This is a genomic window from Mojavia sp. (assembly GCF_059505145.1).
Genome location: NZ_JCACKA010000047.1, coordinates 431,739 through 451,783 on the forward strand (window position 1 = coordinate 431,739; position 20,045 = coordinate 451,783).

A 20,045-nucleotide genomic window follows, 5' to 3' on the forward strand; every position below is an offset into this window, starting at 1 on the left:
ACAAAATTTTAACTTGTGTGTTGGTCTAAAAACTTTGCTTGCTCGTCTGCAACAGGAGGGTTACTGTTAGATCCTCAAATATAAAATTCCGCCTATGCGCCTAACTTCACTGGATGTTTTTCGTGGCATTACCATTGCTGGCATGATTCTTGTCAACATGGCGGGTGTAGCAGATGATGTATATCCTCCTTTAGCCCATGCAGATTGGCACGGTTGCACGCCAACTGATCTAGTATTTCCCTTCTTCCTGTTCATTATCGGTGTTGCAATGACTTTTTCTTTGTCAAAGTACACCGAAGACCACAAAGCAAACTCAGCTGTTTATGGACGCATCTTGCGGCGCGCGGCTATTCTTTTTGCCTTGGGATTGTTACTAAATGGCTTTTGGAATCGAGGTATTTGGACTTTCGATCTAAGTAGTATCCGAATTATGGGAGTGTTGCAGCGGATCAGCCTTGCCTATCTGTTTGCTTCCTTATCAGTTCTCAATTTACCGCGTAAAGGGCAATGGATACTGGCAGCACTGCTACTTATCGGTTACTGGCTGGCGATGATGTATGTACCTGTTCCCGGCCATGGTGCTGGTGTACTAACGCGGGAAGGCAATTTCGGCGCTTATATTGATCGACTAATTATACCCAAAGCACATCTGTATAAGGGTGATGGCTTCAATTTTATGGGAGACCCAGAGGGGCTTTTCAGCACAATTCCCGCTATTGTTAATGTCCTTGCTGGCTACTTTACTGGGCAGTGGATACGCAGCCAGCCAGTACAATCACGCACGAGTATAGGTTTGGCATTATTTGGCATTGGTTGCTTAATTATTGGTTGGGCCTGGGGATGGACATTTCCCATCAACAAAAAGCTGTGGACAAGTTCCTATGTTGTATTCACAAGTGGTTGGGCATTACTTTTGTTAGCTGCTTGTTACGAACTTATCGAAGTACGGCGCATACGTCGCTGGAGTAAACCATTTGAAATTATGGGCTTAAATGCGATCGCCCTTTTTGTTGCATCGGTTTTACTAATTAAAATCTTAGTTAGAACCAAGATTGGCACTGGCGAAGAAGCACCCAGCACCTTCAATTGGATTTACCAAAATGTTTTCGCATCTTGGGCAGGTACGTTTAACGGTTCGCTATTGTTTGCCATTGTCACCGTGTTGTTGTGGTGGCTAGTTGCAGTTATTCTGTATCGCCAACGCTGGTTTTTTAAAGTCTAAACTAATTCGTAATTAAGAGATACTCTAAAAACCTTATTTCTTTAAGACTTACGCAAAATACTTCTCTAACTCTCATTCCTCGGTGTCACGCCAGTTACTACAACGGGGGGAACCCCCGCAACGCACTGGCTTCTCTGTGCCTCCGCGGTTCGATCCTTCCGTAACTTGTGCGTAAGTCCTATTCTTAGTTTTGAATTTTGAATTTTAAATTGTCTAGCACTTGCGGGGGTTTTCTACTGGTGCGGCTAGCGATCCTTCAGAAAGACCAGCTTCACGCAGACGAAAAGCACCGATATTTCGGCTGAGTACTGCTAACCCTGCTAGATGTGCCTGTAAACCAGCCGTACTAGCACAGCAATCAGTTAGTACGATGGGTTCAATGCCAATGTCGAAAAAATCCATCGCTATTTTTAACACACACATATCAGTATCAATGCCGACTATGAAAACCCGTTTAAAACACTGCTGATGAAGGTAGTGTGCTAACTCATGCGGTATCCCGCACAGCCCCAACTTAGAAAAAACTATTTCCGGTTGCACCCAAGGTTGTAGTTCTGGGGCAATATTAATTTCTGGCTCATTAGCACAACTGTGCCAATCAAGGAATTTCTGGTACGGGCCATCAGGTGCATTGATGAAACGAGTGAATAAAACTGGTGCGTAATCATCTCGCTGGATTAAACGGGCAACCCTCTGCGGGATGTGATGAGTGAATTCGTTGATAAAACCGGATTGCACATCAACAATAATTAATGGCTCAGACATGGGAGAACCGATAAAAAACGATAGTGAATAAGTTAGAACTTACGCATTCGCAACGAAAAAAAGAGCTTTGCGTTCGCGTAGCGTCTCCGTCAGGAGAAGCGTGTCCGAAGGACTTATGCTTCCCTATGGTCGCAATGACGGTTATTTGAACGGACAGGACATTATTTCTTCGTGTACTTTGTGCCCTACCCTGCGGGTTCGCTGAAAGCGTTCTCGTTCGGCGAAGCCGTTCCCGAAGGGTAGAGTAGCCGCTTTGCGTCTATGCGGTTCGTTTTTTCATAATTTTCTGGAAGTCCTGTAAAGATTAAATTCTGATATTTCTTTCTCTAGATGTTCCTTAACTGATTTCTATATGCGTGCCGATCGCGGGACGATTAAACGATTCCCAGGCATTACCACCACGTAGGAAAACTTCCATCCAGCGCATTTGTTCGCCTTGTGCATTAGCCCAGCCACTGCTACCAGGTGCAAAAGCTAACTGTCCAGATTCAACAGCAAAGCTGCCATTGCTGGATATGGCTTCTTGTTCCCTATCACCGATCCGCAAACGCACAGTTTGACCTTCCGGCGTCTTGTCAGCTTCATGTTTAATAGTGGTTTTCAAGTTGCCGTAGCCGTCAATATAGGCAATACAGTTGGATGGTACGTCGGGTATATCAGAAGAGGGAATAATTTCATCTAATGCATCGGGTTGACCTAGTGCGATCGCCCCTGCTGCCTCTGGAAACAAATCACGAGAACGAAACTGAGAACCTTCAGCCGCGACAGCAGCCCAACGCAACTCGACTGCTAAATCGCGTACAAATGAGAAAGCATAACCAGCATTAACGCCAATCACGCGCACACCCGTCGGCAGACGTGCAAAAGCCAGACGTTCACCCGCATTACCAACACGCGCCTGTTCATCATCTTCGCGGGGTGCAACGTTGTGATAAATGATTGTCCCGGCGGGGGCTTTATTCAAGCCTAACTGCGCGATACAAAATCCTGCTGCTAGGGTGGCAAAAGCTGGCACGGGTGTAAGTATCGGTTCAGCATCCGGTAGATAGAGTTTAAGATGCTGCACTACTTCTGCAAAGGCAAGGTCGCCAAAGCCGTAATCAGCGATGATATGAACTAGCATAAAGTCCTGTCTCCTATACTGGCTTTATCCCTTGTGCTGTTTCTCGGACGATTAAATCAACGACATCTTCCAAGCGCCCTGTTTGCTTGTAAACTTCACGCTGCCGGGTTGCACCGTTTCCTTGCTGCATCGTTTTATGTACAAGAGACGAGACTTCATCCCATTCTCCATATTCCTCCAGCGAAGGACGCACGAAGGTGAGCAAGCTTTCAACCAAATCACGCGCTGGGACAGCTTTCATCGCGCCAACGTCGATTAAATCCTCATCTAATCCGTAGCGTGCGGCACGCCAGTGAGCAACACGTATAAGTTCGTGGCGTGCAGCAGGAAATGGTTCATCACGCATTGCTTGTTCGTAACAAGTTCGTGCCAATGCCCGTACCAGCCCCGCCACCATCACCGCTTCGTCTACCGTCTGGCAGACATCCGTAACGCGAAACTCTATCGTTGGAAAGCGCTCTGACAAACGCACATCCCAGTAAATCTTCGTTGCTTCCTCAACACTTTTGGTTTCCACCAGAGCCTGTACAAGCCCTTCGTACTCGGCTAATGACTCGAAAATCAGTGGCGGCCCAGATAAAGGCCATTGGCTCCAATTCTCAGTACGATAGCTGGCATAGCCTGTATCTGTACCTAACCAAAAAGGCGAGGATGCTGCCAGTGCCAAGAGCGGTGCTAACCAAACACGGGCACGATTCATCACTTTGATGGCAGCGGAGCGATCGCTGATTCCCACATGCACGTGACAGCCAAATATAACTAATTCACGGGTGAGTTGTTGATAGTCTCGCATCAGCGCTTGATAACGTTTTTTGGGCGTCAGCTGCTGTTCGTCCCAGTGCGAGAACGGGTGTGTACCGGCGGCGGCAATTTGGTTACCGTCCTTGGCAGCTGCTGCAATCACTTCGCCCCGCAAACGCACAAGCTCAGAGCGCACATCTGCCAGTGTGTGACAAATTGGCGTACCAATTTCTATCTGCGATCGCTGGGCTTCTGGCTGCACCTCTTCACCAAGTGCTTTTTGAGCTTTCGGGAGAATGTGTTCCACACGTGAACTCAACTCCCGCGTCACCGGGTTGATAATTTGATATTCTTCTTCAACACCAATAGTAAATTCTTCAGTCTGGGATGGCATATCTAGTGCCTCCTTTGCTTGTTTACAAACCTTGGCCAGAGATTGAGGGCTGTGAAGAGGACAAGGAGCAAGAGTTATTCATAGTTCTTTCCCCTTGTCCTCTTTACCCAATGCCCCATGCCCCATGCCCAATGCCCAATGCCCTGTTCCCTTCTAAAGGCTAGATGTACTTAATGCCCTTTGATTAGAACCAAAATACAGGCGGCTCAATTCTTCCAGGGAAATATCAGTATTTGCTTGGGGATTGAGAAAGTAGGGATGAATTGGCAGGAGTTCAGCCCGACGGCGTGCCTTTGGTGAGGATACAATCTGTTCGAGCAAAGTCAGGTAGTCTTCAGCAGTAGTTTCCCAGGTGTACTTCTTCAGTACCCGTTGCTGACCAGCCTGGGCAAAATGCTCCCACTCATCAGCATCACAGATCACCCGCTCCAAGCCCCGTGCAATATCAGCAGCGTCTTCAGGGTCAACGAGTACGCCATATTCTATATCTCCTTTTCGGAAGCTCTCGCTGGGGCCACCATTCTTAGTCGCTACCACTGGTAAGCCTACAGCCGCTGCTTCTAAGGGAGCCAAGCCAAAGGGTTCATAGAGTGCGGTCAACGCAAACACCGAGCGCCGTTTAACCATAAATCGATAAGCCGCAGCTAGCGACTCTTGCGATTGATCTGGCAAGCCAAAGGCACTGATCTTGCCCCACAAGTTGTTTTCTTCCACTACCTCACGGATAGGGGCTAAAACCTCTTGTTCAGCTAGATCATGGTTAGCCTCTTCACGCAGGGGATCATCCAGTCCCCCTGTCAGTAGCACCAAGTTAGCTCGTTCCTGAAGCGTTTGGCTCATTGCGAAAGCTTGTACTAACCCTAATAAATTCTTCTTGGGAGCTAATCGGCTGGCTGCGACAATAGCAGGCAAATCTCGACGTGACTCAGTGATGTCTCGTGCCAATCGCTCCTGAATCAATTGGTAGATAGCTTCCTCGTTTTGGGCACGCGCTTGGTTACCAAAGATGGAGAAATCTGCTCCCGGTGGAATCACTGTAAAGCAGTTATCGTTGTCTACATCTACTGCACCATCATAGGCAGGATGAGAGTACTGTTCAAAGCGTTCTTGTCGTGTACTTGTGATATTGACAGCCGAGCGATTCATGCTTAGGCGTTCGGCGATGATGCGGTATCGAAAATTAAATTTCTCGTCTATTTCTGTCAGGTTCTCTGGCGTGACCTCAAATTTGTCCATCTTCTGAGCGCCGAGAGAATGAGCAGTAAAGGTGAAGGGTACGCCAGTTTCCTCTTCAATCAGAACGCCGCACAACCCTCCATCGCCATAATGAGCAGTCATTGCATCGGGTAAACCACCCTCCTGTTGATAAAATTTCAGGATGTTGGGTACCCAATCAGTAACTAAATGAGACCACAATAGCTCTTTAGGCAGAAATTCTTTTGACCCGGCTGGTAATCGGATAATGCGGACATTCTCGATGCCTGGATAAGTGTCAAACGGTTCAGCAAACTCTGGCCACTCCGGGTCAATAATTTGACGGGTGAGAATATCAACTTTATGACCCTGTTGAGCCATTGCTATTGCGACTTGCTTAACGTAAATCAGCTGACCCCCAAAATCTGGATGTTTTGTGATGTGGCTGTTAGCTGAATCAAAGTTGCCTTGAGGGTTGAGAAATCCAATGTGCATCGCCTACTTCCTAGTATCAGATTGAATTCCGCGTTTAAACTTCTGCCTGAAGAAGACAGCAGAACAGTTTGGTAAGGCTATTTAGACTTCCCAAGACCGAAAAGTGCAGGCAGTGAGGCTGTACATGAGCATCATCAAAAAGTAAGTCAAAGGGCTTTTATGGTTCCCTTTGGCTTACATCCAGCCGATTCGCTCATTTTCCTAATGCTTAAATTAATCCCTAGTGCGGCTCGCTCACATATACCGGATGACATAATCTGTTTGCCCTCTTTTATCCATTAGTCTGTTTCTGGAGAGAAGATAAATTCATCCACAGACTCGCAAGAGAAATTAACACTAAAAAGATATTGGTACAGATGGAGTTTCAGGGATAAGGGACTTCCAAATAAAAAAATATCCCATCGCATTGAGGGCAGGGGAGCAGGGGGAAGGAACAGTCGTGTTGAACCAGAAATTGGAATAATTTATTTTTTGGAGTTCCCTAAAGACGAGATATATATTTGTGTTCTAAGTGTAAGAGCGATCGCTATGATTGATCGCACATCCTTTGCGGTATTTGCTTGCAAAAGTTTTAAACAAGATTACCGAACAGAAACGCTTACGGCAGAACGTTTGTAATTTTGATACCATAAGCGTTTCTGACCTTTGGCTTAATTATCCAGTAGCAAACAAATCATTTTTATTAATTTAATTGCCAGAAGGCTGCTCATTAAGCACTTCTGCCTTCACTTCGTCTATCGTTTTGTTGAGGTAGACGGCTCGTTCATCCACTGCTCTTACCCAATCGATTGGAAACCAGTGGTGTTGTCCATCAGGAGCGTTATTTTTTGTTAATTTGAGGTACTTACCCTCTTCCACTGAGTCAATATTGCCAATATGTGTGTCAGATGCCCCTTCTAAACCACCGGGGCCTTCTGCGTAGACGGGCATGTGTTCTTTAATCTGCGATACGTCCATTTTGAGCCTCTTCTTTAAATTCGCAACAATTCTTACCCAAATCTTGTTGAGTCACTTTCTTAGTGAGTAGACAGGGTTTTTGTTCAATTACACATCAGGATACGCTGCATACCAAAGGATACGCCTCGCTCTACAGGCAGATGGGATGGCGTCAATAATTACCCCAATATTTCGACTTCTTCGGCAGCATTGATTTGGTCAAGAATACCCCAAATTTCTTGTAACATTGGCTCTAATCCAGTACGGGCAACTGCTGAAATCAAGAAAACCGGGGCATAGGAGAGGTGATTTAATTGGGTAGCCAATGCTTCTAAATCCACTGTTTCCCTATCTACTGCATCAATTTTATTCAGCGCCAGAATTTGCGGACGTTGTGCTAAACCTCTTCCGTATGCTTTTAATTCCTGCTGAATCATGTTGAAATCACCCACCACATCTTCACTAGTGGCATCAATCAAGTGTAGCAATACCCGTGTGCGCTCAATGTGGCGCAAGAAATCGTGTCCTAGCCCTGCACCGTGAGAAGCACCCTCAATCAGTCCCGGAATATCGGCAAAAACTGTACCATCACCAGAAGGTTTGCGTACTACACCCAAATTAGGTACAAGAGTAGTAAAGGGATAGTCAGCTATTTTCGGGCGTGCGGCTGATAAAGATGAAATTAAAGTTGATTTTCCAGCATTTGGTAATCCAATAATTCCTACTTCAGCCAAAAGTTTTAACTCTAAGCGCAGCAGCTTTCTTTCTCCTGGGAGTCCTGGCAAAGCGTATTCTGGGGCACGGTTACGGTTGCTCAAGAAATGCTGATTTCCTAATCCGCCTTTACCACCTTCGGCAACACGAAAAGTTTGTTCAGGTTTGATTAAATCTCCTAAAAGTTCGCCAGTTTCCGCATCATAAATAGCTGTACCGCAGGGAACTTCGATAATTAAATCTTTACCATTTGCGCCAGTGCAATTATTTGGCCCGCCACGTCCACCGTTTTCTGCTTTAAAAAGATGGTTATATCTAAAGTCGAGCAAGGTTTGTAAGTTTTCGGCAGCAACAAAAATTACTGAACCACCTCGTCCCCCATTGCCACCAGAGGGGCCGCCAGCTGGCACATACTTCTCTCGTCGGAAGGCGACAATACCATCACCGCCATTGCCGGCTTCTACTTCAATTTGTGCTTGATCAATAAATTGCATATTCTTAGAGTGCTGAGTGCTGAGTCTTGAGTACTGAGTTAGAGTTATAAATTATAAGTTTTTAATTAACTCTTCACTCCTCACTCTATACTTTTAAGTTAGCACTCAACACTCAGCACTCAGCACTCACTACTCAGATATATGGTGAAATATCTTCACCACACTCATCTGCCAAATAGGAGAGAGCGCGGAAACGCAAGCCTACCATTTGTTCGTAAAGCGGGTTGATTTTACATAATGGTGGAATATGCACAATTTTGTGTCCAAACAAAGTGACATCCCGCTCAAAGGGACACTGGGAAGGAATCATTTTACATAAAAAACGAGCAACTCTGGGATCTTGGATATCTAACCCATCCATCCATTCGCGCAGCGGTTTGAGTGCATTCTGGGTAGGTAAATGGGGTGCAATTGACAAGGACAGTGTTGCGGGTGCTTCTCGTTGCAGGAAACTGTCTATTGCAGGATCTTGATGTTCTATGTGTTCTAGAGTATGACGAAGGGCTTCTAATAAATCCTTTGGCTGCCCCAGTGCTTGGCACAACTGTTGAAGAACTTGATCTTCGCTCGGAGAATATGTACCATCTGCGATCGCTACCATTACAGCGGTGCGTAGAAAATTTTCGGCTGCTGGCGTACCTTTACCTAAAGTTGTGGCTAATTCTTCTGGTGTAATAACTTCGAGCGAATCGAACTTAATGCCAGGAGCCAACTCATCTTCAGTGATGCTGGCAATCAATTGCTGCTCTTGCTCATCAAAGTTACCGTCTGCCCAAGCAATAGTGAGCAATCCACGTAACCAAGCGCCAACTTGTTCACTGCTATAGGGCGATTGAACGACACTTTTCATAAACTTCCGCCTTAAGCTCTCCTCAGTCTATATAGTCCATACTAAGCTACCTGAAAGGTAGTTAAACTGTTACATATTTAACTTAGAGGCTCTTAAAATTTGTTTTTTGTTGGGCAATTAAGACAATGATTGACGCTCAAGGCAACACATTCTCTAGTACACTGCGGCGTAAATAAACCACCCATTTTAAATAAATGAAACGCTTACGCTGTATTCATTTTAAATGAGCAAATTTTGAATTTCGCCTTGCGGTACTAGCCTCTGATTTTGACTTTAGCTTGTGAAATACTTATTTATATTTTACGCAGCAAGTTTCATCTTTACATATACATATTTCTGTGTTTTTTTTGCTATATAAAGCACATTTTTTCAATATGATCAACATAAGTGAAACTATGAAAGCAGTAGACGCAACCGAGAAAAAACCACTCAAGCGATCGCCTCTTATTTCTCTTTCGTTTCTTTATTCAAAGCAGATAACTTCATCCGCCGACTTTCACGCGATAGTGGCACTAAAGCTGGAGCTTGATTTTTCACATTGCTATCTTGAAAACTTTCTATCAATTTAGATAATTCTGCAATTGTCGATGCTTCAAAGACATTACGTAAAGGCAACTCTACTTTGAAAGCGTCACGTACTCTAGAAGCAAGCTGAGTTGCTAGTAATGAATGTCCGCCTAATGCAAAAAAATTATCGTGGATACCTACCCGCTTTATTCCTAAAATCTCAGCAAAAATTTTCACCAGTACTTCTTCAACAGCAGTCCGAGGCGCAACATAAGTATCTGCTAATTCTGGCTTGATTGCATTGGGTATAGGTAAGGCGCGGCGATCAACTTTGCCATTTGGTGTGAGAGGTAGAGATTCCAATACGGCAAAAGCCGATGGTATCATGTAATCAGGCAATTTCTGTGCTAAATAAGTTTGTAATTGTGGTACTAACTTACGCGCTGCTTTTGCTTGTAGGGGATTATTAGCATAAGATTGCCACGGGTGTGAGTCAATGCTAAGTGGAAAAATTATTTTTTTATTTGTTATATTTTGACGTACAAAAACTACGTCATAGCGTGCTTCAATATTAGAATTTGAGCAACTAATCTCAACATTGTAGGGTAAATCCAAAGCATACCAATCTTCTGGATCTATGCCTAAATTCGGGAGATTTTGCAAAGCTTGGCGCATTTGACCCGCAGTTTTAAAATCCTCTACACCTGATAGCCATTGTGCTGTTTTAACTGCTGCTATCACTCGCGCATTAGGGATATTAGTAATACCTAAAATTTCTGGTTGGTTATCAATCAATAATTGACGTATTGTTGAGACTGTGCAGTTATTTCTGTGCCAGTCTAGCCACGCTTCATTTGAGGAATTTTGAGTATTTCCTTCACCGTCAATATGAAGAATTACATTATAACGAAACTGAGTTAACTCATTGTAATCTCGTCCCCGAATTAGTTGAGTTTGTATATGGCTTATCTGGGGAAAGCGCTGCTGTAATGCTCTAAAGAATGCTGGATCGATAACTAATTCTGTTTCTTGAAAAACTTGCATTTCTACCCGTTGCTGCAACTCAGAACGAGTAAGAGAAGGTTCAGCTTGATACAGTTGTACCGACGCATGAAAAGCTGTCAATAGTGGCAGATTACGCACATCTCCGATGAAGATATAGCCACCAGGAACAACTGTCTGTAAAGCACCTTCTAATACGCCAATTAAATAATCAATGCTAGGAAAATATTGCACAACTGAGTTGAGAATTACTGCATCAAAAGCAGCTTTTTCTATTCCTGCAAAATCATTAGCTAACTTCTGATGCAACTTTACCTGCGGCAAATCTTGCGTTGCTAAATGCTGTTTAATATAGTTAAGTGAAGCAGCAGAAAAGTCTGTTGCACAATATTTAGTGCAGTGGGGTGCAACCCTAAATAACATTAAACCTGTTCCACAACCAATTTCTAATACTTTCTTGGGTTGCAAAGCCAAAATTTGCGCCACTTGATTATTCACCCAATCACGCATCTGTTCTGCTGGAATAGGCTGATTTGTATAACTACTATTCCAACCTATAATATTGAATGTTGGATCGGAATTAACAGCAGGTTGATTATAAGTTTCGTTGTAAAGCATCTGCCATTGCAAAACCTGCTCTTGCTGCAATTTTTGCTGTGGTATTTCCTGCTGGCTACTGTAATCTGCATTCAGCGCCACATAAGCTATTAAACGCTTTTCATTTGTATCTTCATGAAACATCACTACAGTTTGCAGCACTGCTGGATGCTGACTCAGTACCGCTTCTATTTCACCTAATTCAATACGGTAGCCGCGAATTTTTATCTGCTCATCAATACGTCCGATAAATTCCAGGTTACCATCTGAACGATAACGAACTAAATCACCTGTTTGATAAAGACGTGCTTTTGGCTGATTGCTAAAAGGATGAGAAATGAATTTTTCAGCAGTTAAATCTGGAAGGTTTAAATAACCTCGCGCTAATCCATCACCACTGATGTACAACTCACCCGCAACGCCAATAGGTACAGGTTGCAGATATCTATCAAGTATGTAAACTTGTGTATTAGCGATCGGACGACCAATTGCAGGTGCTACATTAACTTGATTACTTACAGTAACATCAACGGAAGTTGTGACAACTGTATTCTCAGTTGGGCCGTAATTATTAACTACTTGAAAACGAAGAAAAGATGAAGGATATTGATTTAGTTTATCACCGCCTGTTAGTAATAGGCGTAAAGCTATATTATTTGGCCAATTTAATGCTAAAATCTTTTCTGCCAAGGGTGTTGGTAGAAAGCTAATTGTTATTGCTTTTAATTCTAGCCAATCTCGTAGTTTTTCAGGCGATCGCTTAATTTCATCATCAACAAAATGTATACTTGCTCCAGCACTCAGATAAGGCCAAATTTCCCAACTGCAAGCATCAAAGGCAATTCCGGCAATTTGAGTTACTCGATCAAGGTGTGAAACTGCAAACGCTTGTTGATGCCAAAAAACCAAATTTAACAATCCTCTATGTTCAATTTTAACGCCTTTAGGCTTTCCAGTTGAGCCAGAGGTATAAATAACATAAGCGAGATTGTTTGCTGTTATTTTGCTGGGAAGATTATCTTGAACTGCTTGAGCAATAATCTCCCAATCTTTATCTAAATAGATTACTTGATAGTTAGAGTTTTTAAAACTCTCTAAGCATTGTGTGTAAGTTAATAAAACTGAAACTTGAGCATCTTCCAGCATCAAGTTTAAACGCTCAGACGGATATGTTGGATCTAAAGGTAAATACGCTCCGCCTGCTTTGAGGATGGCTAACATTCCAATTACCATATCAAAAGAGCGTTCGACACAAAGCCCTACTATTACTTCAGAATCAACACCTAATTTTTGGAGATAATTTGCTAGTTGATTACTGCGGAGATTTAATTCTTTGTAGCTGAGTTGCTTATCTTCAAATACAAGCGCAATTCCATCAGGATTTTGTTCGGCAATGCTTTCAACTAACTGATGAACACATCTATCTTGAGGGTAGCCTACTTGGGTATTATTCCATTCAAATAATAACTGATTTAATTCAGATTCGCTTAATAGTGGTAAATTGGCAATTCTCTGGTCTGGATTAGCAACAATACCCTCTAGTAATATTTGGAAATGTCCCAGCATTCGGGTAATAGTAGCCTCATCAAATAAATCAGTGCTGTAAATAACAAAACCACTAATTCCTTTTGAACTATCTACCCACAATCCATTTTGCAGATCCGGCTCCCACAAATGAAATTCTAAATCAAACCGCGTGGTTTCGCTATCAAATGGCATGGGGCTGAGAGTTAATCCAGGTAAATCTAGCGCTGCTATAGGTGCATTTTGTAGCGCAAATACCATTTGAAATAATGGATTTTGATTTAATTTTCGCTCTGGATGTAGTTCTTCTACCAATTTTTCAAAAGGCAAATCTTGATGAGCATAAGCTCCTAAAGCAACCTCTTTTACTCTACCTAGTAATTCCCTAAAGCTTAGGTTCCCATTTAAGTGAGTACGCAAAACTAAACTATTGACAAAAAACCCAATCAATCCTTCAATTTCGCTGCGGTTGCGGTTGGCAATTGGTGAACCTACAGCAATATCTTCTTGCTGTGTGTAGCGGTAGAGCAAAGTTTGAAATGCTGCCAATAAGGTCATGAACAAAGTTACTCCTTCCTGCTGGGAAAGAGCTAAAAGTGCTTCGCTAAGATTTTTTGGCAATTGTAGAAGTTGCCTTGCACCCCGATAAGTTTGAATTGCTGGTCTAGGCCTATCTGTAGATAAATTTAGTATAGAAATACCATCTAATTGTTGTTGCCAATAATTCAACTGAGTTTGCAATCTTTCCCCTTGTAAAGATTGGCGTTGCCAATGGGCGAAATCTGCATATTGGATGGTAAGTTCTGGCAAAGGAGAAGGCTGATTATTGGCAAAGGCTGTGTAGAGTGTTGCTATTTCTTGAATTAGCACCCCAATAGACCAACCATCAGAGACAATGTGGTGCATATTCAGCACCAAAATATGTTCGGTTTCATCTAACCGCAGCAGTGTGACTCGCAGCAACGGCTCAGTTGATAAATTGAAAGGTCTTTGAGCTTCTTGGGTAACTATTTTTCGCGCTTGTTGTTCACGTTCGGTTTCTGGCAGTTGCCGCAGATCAATGATTGGTAAAGAGACTTTTAAACTTGCTGCAATTACCTGAATTGGTTGCTCTTCCACCACGGCAAAAGTGGTACGTAAAGCTTCGTGACGGCGGACAATTTCGTTAAAAGTTTGTTCTAGTGCTGCTAAATTGAGTGAACCAGTTAAATGTATTGCTGTTGGGACGTTATAGAAGGGATTATTGGGTACTAATTGGTCAAGAAACCACAGCCGTTGTTGAGCAAATGAGAGAGGAAGGTTTTTGCTGCGAGAAATGGGTACGAGTGGTGTTAAAGTGTTGTTGACCGTATGATTAGCTACTTTTAAAAAGTTAACAATTTCTGCTTTGCGCTTTTGAATTTCTGCGGCCAATTCTGGCGTTATGGTTCCTTCAGGAGCATTACAGCGCAACCTTTCTCCATCAACAAAAGCTTGAATATCTAAGCTGCGAAGATAAGTTAAGAACTCAACAGTTTTCAAAATTATACCCTGTCGCAACAGTTGTTGCTGACTAGTTATTAACTCAGCATTTTTAACATATCTAGAACGCTGTATAAATCATTCCTGGGGTTGAAAATTTCATGATTATAACTATGGTATGAAGCTGAGAGAGAATGTATTTAATCGGCGATCGCCAGGTTTAAGCTTATGCTATTCATGCCTCCTAATTTCCTGCTTGTATGGCTATTTCAACTGCTGTCTATCGGGGTACTTGGTGGAGGGATTTATATTCTCTATGAGTGGTACGAACGGGAATTGGTAGGAACTTCCTACTTGGTGGCTGGACTAGCAATGGTTCTGTGGTCTTTTGCCGGCCGTTTTATCAGTTTGCCTTTGCTGCGTCGTCATGGTTCTGACGAACCCAAATTTATGCGTACTAAAACTGTGCAGCGTCTGCCAAGACCAGATGGTAGCATACTGCAAGTAGAGTTTTATGGCCCTGAAGATGGTCAACCGATTATCATGTCGCACGGTTGGGGGCCGAATAGCACTATATGGTATTATGCCAAACGGCAACTGAGCGATCGCTTTCGAGTTATTGTTTGGGATTTACCAGGGTTGGGAAAATCCTTTAGACCAGACAACAACGATTACTCTATAGAAAAATATGCCCGCGATTTAGAAGCGGTTATTGCGATCGCAGGAAATCAGCCTGTGTTTTTGCTAGGACACAGTATGGGTGGAATGATTAACTTGACATTTTGTCGGCTATTCCCTGAGCATTTAAGGCGGCGGGTGGCTGGCTTAATTCTTGTGGATACCACCTACACCAATCCCGTAAAAACTTGTATATTTAGCGGTTTGATCCGCAAGTTGCAGAAGCCACTAATCGAACCCCTGCTGTATCTTACTATTCTGCTGTCACCGATTTTTTGGTTGATGACTTGGCTTTCGTATTTCAATGGTTTGCTGTACATTAGCGTAGAATTATCAGGATTTACGGGTAGAGAAACCCGTGGACAACTTAATTTTGCAGCTTTCTTATCAGCATTAGGTTCACCTGGTGTTCTAGCTCGCGGTACACTGGCAATGTTCAAATATGATGAGACTAAAACACTGGCCAGAATTAATGTTCCGGTGTTGGTTGTTTGTGGCGCTTCCGACATAGCGACTAAACCTGTAGCAAGCGATCGCATGAAAGCCGAAATACCACAAGCTAAACTAGTCACGATCAACCCTGGTGGACACATGGCATTAATGGAGCAGAACCACCAGTTTTCCCAAGCCGTCAGCGCCTTTTGTGCTACTTGCAAAGTCGGAGAGTAGACAGGTTACTAACCAGTACCACGTCGATTGCAAGTATCTATTTAACTGACTTGTACTTAATCTTCAATACCAAAATCATCCCAGCAAACACAAAGGTAACAATGTTAGCGGCAATGATGGGAATATCGTGAACATAAGTGCCATACACCAACCATAAGATAATACCTACACACAGAACAACCAGCATACTCCAAGAAAGGTCATCAGCTGATTTTGACTTCCAGGTTTTGATTAGTTGGGGTAAATAGGCGATTGTAGTAAGCACTCCTGCTGTTAACCCTAAAATTGTGATGAAATTAGATTCATCCATTTTTTTCCCTACCTCTAGTTTTTCAGTTGAGTGATTCAGTACAAGCATTTAAGCTTTGGCTATACATACTATATTAGTGGTCTATCGCATTAAATTTGCTAGGTTAACCTATTTTTCATTCCTCTTATTTCCCCTCTTACTTTGCGTTCTTTGTGCCCTTTGCGGTTCGTTTTTTTGCCTTTCATAATTAATGCGATGAACCATTAATGTCAGAATTCTACTTCCTCACGCTGAGTTTTCATAGTTCCAGTCTTATCTAAACCCTGTGTTGCCCAACACATTGTTTCAATATACCTAGCAAGTTGTTCAACAGTCGGTGCTTCAAACAAATTGCGTACAGTCATATCTATTTGGAAAGTATCGCGTATTCGTGAACTTAACTGAGTTGCTAGTAAAGAATGACCACCCAATTCAAAGAAATTATCATGAATCCCTACCTGCTCTTTTCCTAAAACTTTAGCCCAGATTTCTACTAGCGACTCTTCAATTTGCGTCTGTGGTGCTACATAATCTTGTTTATCGAAAATAACTGTATTCGGTGCAGGTAGAGCGCGACGGTCTACTTTACCATTAGGTGTTAATGGTAGAGATTCCAGTAGCACATAAGCTTTTGGTATCATGTATTCTGGTAACTTTTCTTTTAAAAATTGTCGTAATCCAGACATAAAGCCTTGTGCTTCCTGTATTGGTATTTGCTCCTGGTTGGGAACAATATAAGCCACCAAGTTTTTCTCACCAGGTATGTCTTCACCAATAATTACTACTGTTTCTCTCACTGCTGGATGTTGATTCAGCGCTGCTTCAATTTCTCCCAATTCGATGCGGAAGCCACGAATTTTTACTTGATTGTCAACGCGACCTAAAAATTCAATATTGCCATCAGGTAAATACCGGCCTAAATCACCTGTCTTGTAAAGCCTCACTCTAGGAATAAACTCAGTTTCTGGAACAGTAATGAAGTTTTCAGCAGTTAATTCAGGACGGTTAAGATATTCTCGCGCTAGTCCATCACCCTTAATGTATAACTCGCCAATAACACCAATTGGCACAGGTTGCAAATGGGCATCTAGCAAATAAATTTGAGTATTTGTAATCGGGCAACCAATGGGAACAGATGTGGCTGATTCTGGTAAATCTTGCACCCAGTAATAAGAAGAAAATGTAGTACTTTCAGTAGGGCCATAAACATGAATCAATTGTTTAGGCGCACCATTTTTCATTACCTTTTTAACCCATCTGGTATCAATAGTCTCGCCACCAAATAGTAAATAGCGTAATGAATTAAAAGCTTGCGGAGCATCTCTAGCTATTTGTTGAAATAACGCAGTAGTTAGAAACAGAACGCTGATGTCTTTTTGTTGTAGTTGTAATGCAAATTCGTGAGGCGAAAGGATAACATCTTTGCTAATTACAACAAGTTCAGCACCATTAAGTAACGCTCCCCAAATCTCGAATGTCGCTGCATCAAAAGAAGTATTAGATACTTGGGCGATTTTATCGTTAGGTTCTATTTTTATATAATTTGTATTGCACACCAGCCGATTTACAGCTTTATGAGTTACAGCAACTCCTTTGGGCTTTCCTGTAGAGCCAGAAGTATAAATTACATAAGCTAAGTTATCACTGGTTACACTATTATTAATACTTACTTCGCTTTCTTGGGTAAGAATATTCCAAATTTTATCTATACAAATAACTTTATTAGAAAAATTCTCAAAATTTCTCAATAAGTTTTCCTGTGTCAGCAATATTGAAACTTCTGCATCCTCAAGCATAAAATTGAGGCGTTCTTGAGGATAGTTAGGGTCTAAAGGAACATACGCTCCTCCTGCTTTCAAAATTCCTAGCAAGCCGACTATCATTTCTATAGACTGAGAAACACAAATACCCACTAAAACTTCAGAGCATACCCCCATTTTTTGTAGGTAATGCGCTAAATTATTACTGCGATTATCCAATTCTCTATAAGTTAGTTGCTCGGTTGCAAATTTTATTGCTATAGCATCAGGGCGCTGCTTCACCTGATTTTCAAATAATTGATGAATGCACTTATCTTGAGGATACTCACTCTGGGTATTATTCCATTCTTGTAATATCTGGTGTAGCTCTTGTTCGTTCAATAGCGGTAAATTTGCGATACGTTGTTCTGGATTAGCAACAATGCCCGACAACAATGTTTTAAAATGTCCTAGCATCCGAACAATGGTGACTTTATCAAATATATCTGTGTTGTAAACCATCACACCTCTGATACCTTCAGAATGCTCCCACTTTGCACCCCATAAGCTCCTAAAATCTTCAGAACATCTCCATAAGTGCAATTCCAAATCAAACCGCGTCTTGTTAAAGTCAATTTTCATAAAGCTAGGCACTAACCCAGGCAGTTCTAAAGCCGACATTGGCGCATTTTGAAAACCAAATACTACCTGAAATAGTGGATGATAGCTCAAGTTGCGTTCTGGATGTAGTTCCTCTACTAACTTCTCAAAAGGTAAATCTTGATGACTAAATGCGCCTAGCGTTACTTCCTTTACTCTACCTAATAATTCTCGAAAAGTTAGATTGCCGTTGAGGTGAGTGCGTAGCAATAAACTATTGACAAAAAAACCAATTATTTCCTCAACTTCACTGCGGTTACGGTTAGCAATTGGTGAACCTACAGCAATATCTTCCTGATGTGTATAGCGATAGAGCAATGTTTGAAAAGCTGCCAGCAATGTCATAAATAAAGTAGCTTCTTCTTGCTGCGACAGTTCTTGTAGTGCATCAGTTAGGTCTTTCGGTAACTCTATAAATTCTGTTGCTCCTTGATAGCTTTGTATAGCTGGTCGTGGTTTATCGGTAGGCAAATGCAACATCGAAATGTTATTTAATTGTTGCCGCCAATAAGCTAACTGAGTTTTTAGGATTTCGCCTTGCAACCACTCACGTTGCCAGTGGGCAAAGTCGGCATACTGAAGAGGCAGTTCTAATAGAGGTGAAGCTTGTTTTTGTGCAAAAGCTGTGTAAAGTGTTCCCATTTCTTGAATCAGCACCCCAATAGACCAATCGTCGCAGATAATGTGGTGCATATTCAGTAATAAAATATTTTCTGTCTCGGAAAGCATCAGTAGCATCAGCCGCAGCAACGCTTCTGAGGATAAATCGAAAGGACATTCTATCTCTGCGGTGATGATATGCTTTGCTTCAGCTTCGCGTTCATCTGTGGATAAATGCCGCAAATTTACTACACAAAGAGGTATGGTTAAGTTGGGAGATATGACTTGTAAAGGTTGACCATCCAACACTTGAAATGTGGTGCGTAAGACTTCGTGGCGACGCACAATTTCGTTAAACGTCTGCTCTAGTGCCGAAATGTTAAGCGAACCTCTCAAGCGAATTGCTGTCGGCACATTATAAATGACATTACCGGGAATCAGCTGGTCAAGGAACCACAACCTCTGTTGGGCAAAAGATGCAGGAAAAACGAAAACCTCTTCAGAAGACATATTTATCTCTCCTAATTACTAACAAAATTCTCAAAAGGCTTGATGCTGCTTTCTTAAGAGATAATTTCTTAGCTCGCTCCCGGTAAATCGGACAGCCACAAGGCTGACTCTGACAATTACAGCGCATCAACAGAAAATTAACAGCTTGCCGTAGGTTAGATTTTGTTCATTTATTTCCGATTTGCAAATACATTAGCAAGGTATTAAAGCCACAAATACTAAAACGATCATAAAAAAAGTAGCCCTTGTGAGACTACTTTTGCATCATAGATAAGCGTTAAGGAGTGCGGACAAAATAATTCCTAACGATAAGTATTAGAACACTTCCCTACTTGGAAAAGGTATTTTCGTTACACGCTAGCTTGAACACTAGATGAACTTGGTGTATTAATTTCTGCTGACTTCACAAATCCGTAGTAGAAAGCGATCGCAGCAGTAATCGCATTGAGCCAGATATTATTGCCAAAAAGCGGTGTAATCCCAAACAGAGTATTTGTAAAAGGCAGCAACCCTAAAATAGCGCCTGCTGCATAGACGATAGCGAAGATGCGATTGAACACAATTGCTCCGGTTAAGCTAGTAAATGCAGCAATTCCCCAGATACCAACTAAGATACCAATCGCATTATGAAAGTAGTTGGTAGGAAATACCCCAAATAAATAGCCAGAACCTGTTACAGCCGTAGCGTTCGCTCCGGGAGCTACAAAAGCAGGCACAAATCCAGCTAAACCGAGCAGCAAGAAAAACAGACCCAGACACAAAGCACAGTAACGAATCGAGGAATTTGAAAATGTTGATGTTTGCATGGCAGTATTTTTGGTTTTAAAGTCTTTTGTTGCAGAATTAAAGCGTGGTTTTAGGCAACCACAGGTCTTTTGTAA

Annotated in this window: 14 protein-coding genes; 2 read left to right on the forward strand and 12 right to left on the reverse strand. The window is 42.3% G+C overall.

The annotated features are described in order from the left end of the window. Positions 1–94 precede the first annotated feature (94 nt). Positions 95–1,222: an acyltransferase family protein gene (locus AC5JL8_RS09040; RefSeq protein ID WP_495879438.1), complete on the forward strand. Its 1,128-nt coding sequence runs from the start codon at positions 95–97 to the stop codon at positions 1,220–1,222. A 213-nt stretch (positions 1,223–1,435) separates the two neighbouring features. Here the strand turns inward: AC5JL8_RS09040 and AC5JL8_RS09045 are convergent, their stop codons facing one another. From AC5JL8_RS09045 to AC5JL8_RS09085, 9 genes are all read right to left on the reverse strand, one after another. Then, entirely contained in the window at positions 1,436–1,987 is a 552-nt protein-coding gene (locus AC5JL8_RS09045; protein WP_495879439.1) for a cysteine hydrolase family protein, read from the reverse strand. A gap of 337 nt (positions 1,988–2,324) precedes the next feature. Then, positions 2,325–3,110 carry an SAM hydrolase/SAM-dependent halogenase family protein gene (locus AC5JL8_RS09050; protein ID WP_495879440.1) on the reverse strand — a complete coding sequence of 262 codons (786 nt, stop codon included), beginning with the start codon at positions 3,108–3,110 and terminating at the stop codon, positions 2,325–2,327. 13 nt (positions 3,111–3,123) lie between these two features. Beyond that, complete coding sequence (locus AC5JL8_RS09055; RefSeq protein WP_495879441.1) at positions 3,124–4,245, reverse strand: carboxylate-amine ligase; 1,122 nt, start codon at positions 4,243–4,245, stop codon at positions 3,124–3,126. A 153-nt stretch (positions 4,246–4,398) separates the two neighbouring features. Further along, on the reverse strand, positions 4,399–5,934 hold the full coding sequence (locus tag AC5JL8_RS09060; protein WP_495879442.1) for a glycosyltransferase: 1,536 nt from the start codon (positions 5,932–5,934) through the stop codon (positions 4,399–4,401). Positions 5,935–6,441: 507 nt separating this feature from the next. Continuing rightward, positions 6,442–6,564, reverse strand: coding sequence for a hypothetical protein (locus AC5JL8_RS09065; protein ID WP_495879443.1), 123 nt, complete (start codon positions 6,562–6,564; stop codon positions 6,442–6,444). Between the two features lie 57 nt (positions 6,565–6,621). Continuing rightward, the gene (locus tag AC5JL8_RS09070) at positions 6,622–6,891 is read right to left on the reverse strand and encodes a DUF2171 domain-containing protein (RefSeq protein WP_495879444.1); all 270 of its coding nucleotides are present in this window, start codon (positions 6,889–6,891) and stop codon (positions 6,622–6,624) included. Positions 6,892–7,049: 158 nt separating this feature from the next. Then, entirely contained in the window at positions 7,050–8,078 is a 1,029-nt protein-coding gene (gene obgE / locus AC5JL8_RS09075) for a GTPase ObgE (protein WP_495879445.1), read from the reverse strand. Between the two features lie 133 nt (positions 8,079–8,211). Continuing rightward, entirely contained in the window at positions 8,212–8,928 is a 717-nt protein-coding gene (locus tag AC5JL8_RS09080) for a Mo-dependent nitrogenase C-terminal domain-containing protein (protein ID WP_495879446.1), read from the reverse strand. A 444-nt stretch (positions 8,929–9,372) separates the two neighbouring features. Next, positions 9,373–14,079: an amino acid adenylation domain-containing protein gene (locus tag AC5JL8_RS09085; RefSeq protein WP_495879447.1), complete on the reverse strand. Its 4,707-nt coding sequence runs from the start codon at positions 14,077–14,079 to the stop codon at positions 9,373–9,375. A gap of 168 nt (positions 14,080–14,247) precedes the next feature. On the opposite strand from AC5JL8_RS09085, the gene AC5JL8_RS09090 reads away from it, so the two are divergent. Further along, on the forward strand, positions 14,248–15,366 hold the full coding sequence (locus tag AC5JL8_RS09090) for an alpha/beta fold hydrolase (protein WP_495879448.1): 1,119 nt from the start codon (positions 14,248–14,250) through the stop codon (positions 15,364–15,366). Between the two features lie 37 nt (positions 15,367–15,403). On the opposite strand, the gene AC5JL8_RS09095 is transcribed toward AC5JL8_RS09090, so the two are convergent. The 3 genes from AC5JL8_RS09095 to AC5JL8_RS09105 form a co-directional block, all read right to left on the reverse strand. Further along, entirely contained in the window at positions 15,404–15,676 is a 273-nt protein-coding gene (locus AC5JL8_RS09095; protein WP_495879449.1) for a SemiSWEET family sugar transporter, read from the reverse strand. Positions 15,677–15,885: 209 nt separating this feature from the next. After that, the gene (locus AC5JL8_RS09100; RefSeq protein ID WP_495879450.1) at positions 15,886–19,164 is read right to left on the reverse strand and encodes a non-ribosomal peptide synthetase; all 3,279 of its coding nucleotides are present in this window, start codon (positions 19,162–19,164) and stop codon (positions 15,886–15,888) included. 350 nt (positions 19,165–19,514) lie between these two features. Further along, positions 19,515–19,970 carry a DUF4383 domain-containing protein gene (locus AC5JL8_RS09105; RefSeq protein ID WP_495879451.1) on the reverse strand — a complete coding sequence of 152 codons (456 nt, stop codon included), beginning with the start codon at positions 19,968–19,970 and terminating at the stop codon, positions 19,515–19,517. Positions 19,971–20,045 lie beyond the last annotated feature (75 nt).

What these genes read in the sequence shown, in the direction of transcription:
- AC5JL8_RS09040 (WP_495879438.1), top strand. Translation starts at nt 95, where the DNA reads ATGCGCCTAACTTCACTGGATGTTTTTCGTGGCATTACCATTGCTGGC.
- AC5JL8_RS09045 (WP_495879439.1), bottom strand. Translation starts at nt 1,987, where the DNA reads ATGTCTGAGCCATTAATTATTGTTGATGTGCAATCCGGTTTTATCAAC.
- AC5JL8_RS09050 (WP_495879440.1), bottom strand. Translation starts at nt 3,110, where the DNA reads ATGCTAGTTCATATCATCGCTGATTACGGCTTTGGCGACCTTGCCTTT.
- AC5JL8_RS09055 (WP_495879441.1), bottom strand. Translation starts at nt 4,245, where the DNA reads ATGCCATCCCAGACTGAAGAATTTACTATTGGTGTTGAAGAAGAATAT.
- AC5JL8_RS09060 (WP_495879442.1), bottom strand. Translation starts at nt 5,934, where the DNA reads ATGCACATTGGATTTCTCAACCCTCAAGGCAACTTTGATTCAGCTAAC.
- AC5JL8_RS09065 (WP_495879443.1), bottom strand. Translation starts at nt 6,564, where the DNA reads ATGGTATCAAAATTACAAACGTTCTGCCGTAAGCGTTTCTGTTCGGTA.
- AC5JL8_RS09070 (WP_495879444.1), bottom strand. Translation starts at nt 6,891, where the DNA reads ATGGACGTATCGCAGATTAAAGAACACATGCCCGTCTACGCAGAAGGC.
- obgE (WP_495879445.1), bottom strand. Translation starts at nt 8,078, where the DNA reads ATGCAATTTATTGATCAAGCACAAATTGAAGTAGAAGCCGGCAATGGC.
- AC5JL8_RS09080 (WP_495879446.1), bottom strand. Translation starts at nt 8,928, where the DNA reads ATGAAAAGTGTCGTTCAATCGCCCTATAGCAGTGAACAAGTTGGCGCT.
- AC5JL8_RS09090 (WP_495879448.1), top strand. Translation starts at nt 14,248, where the DNA reads ATGCTATTCATGCCTCCTAATTTCCTGCTTGTATGGCTATTTCAACTG.
- AC5JL8_RS09095 (WP_495879449.1), bottom strand. Translation starts at nt 15,676, where the DNA reads ATGGATGAATCTAATTTCATCACAATTTTAGGGTTAACAGCAGGAGTG.
- AC5JL8_RS09100 (WP_495879450.1), bottom strand. Translation starts at nt 19,164, where the DNA reads ATGTCTTCTGAAGAGGTTTTCGTTTTTCCTGCATCTTTTGCCCAACAG.
- AC5JL8_RS09105 (WP_495879451.1), bottom strand. Translation starts at nt 19,970, where the DNA reads ATGCAAACATCAACATTTTCAAATTCCTCGATTCGTTACTGTGCTTTG.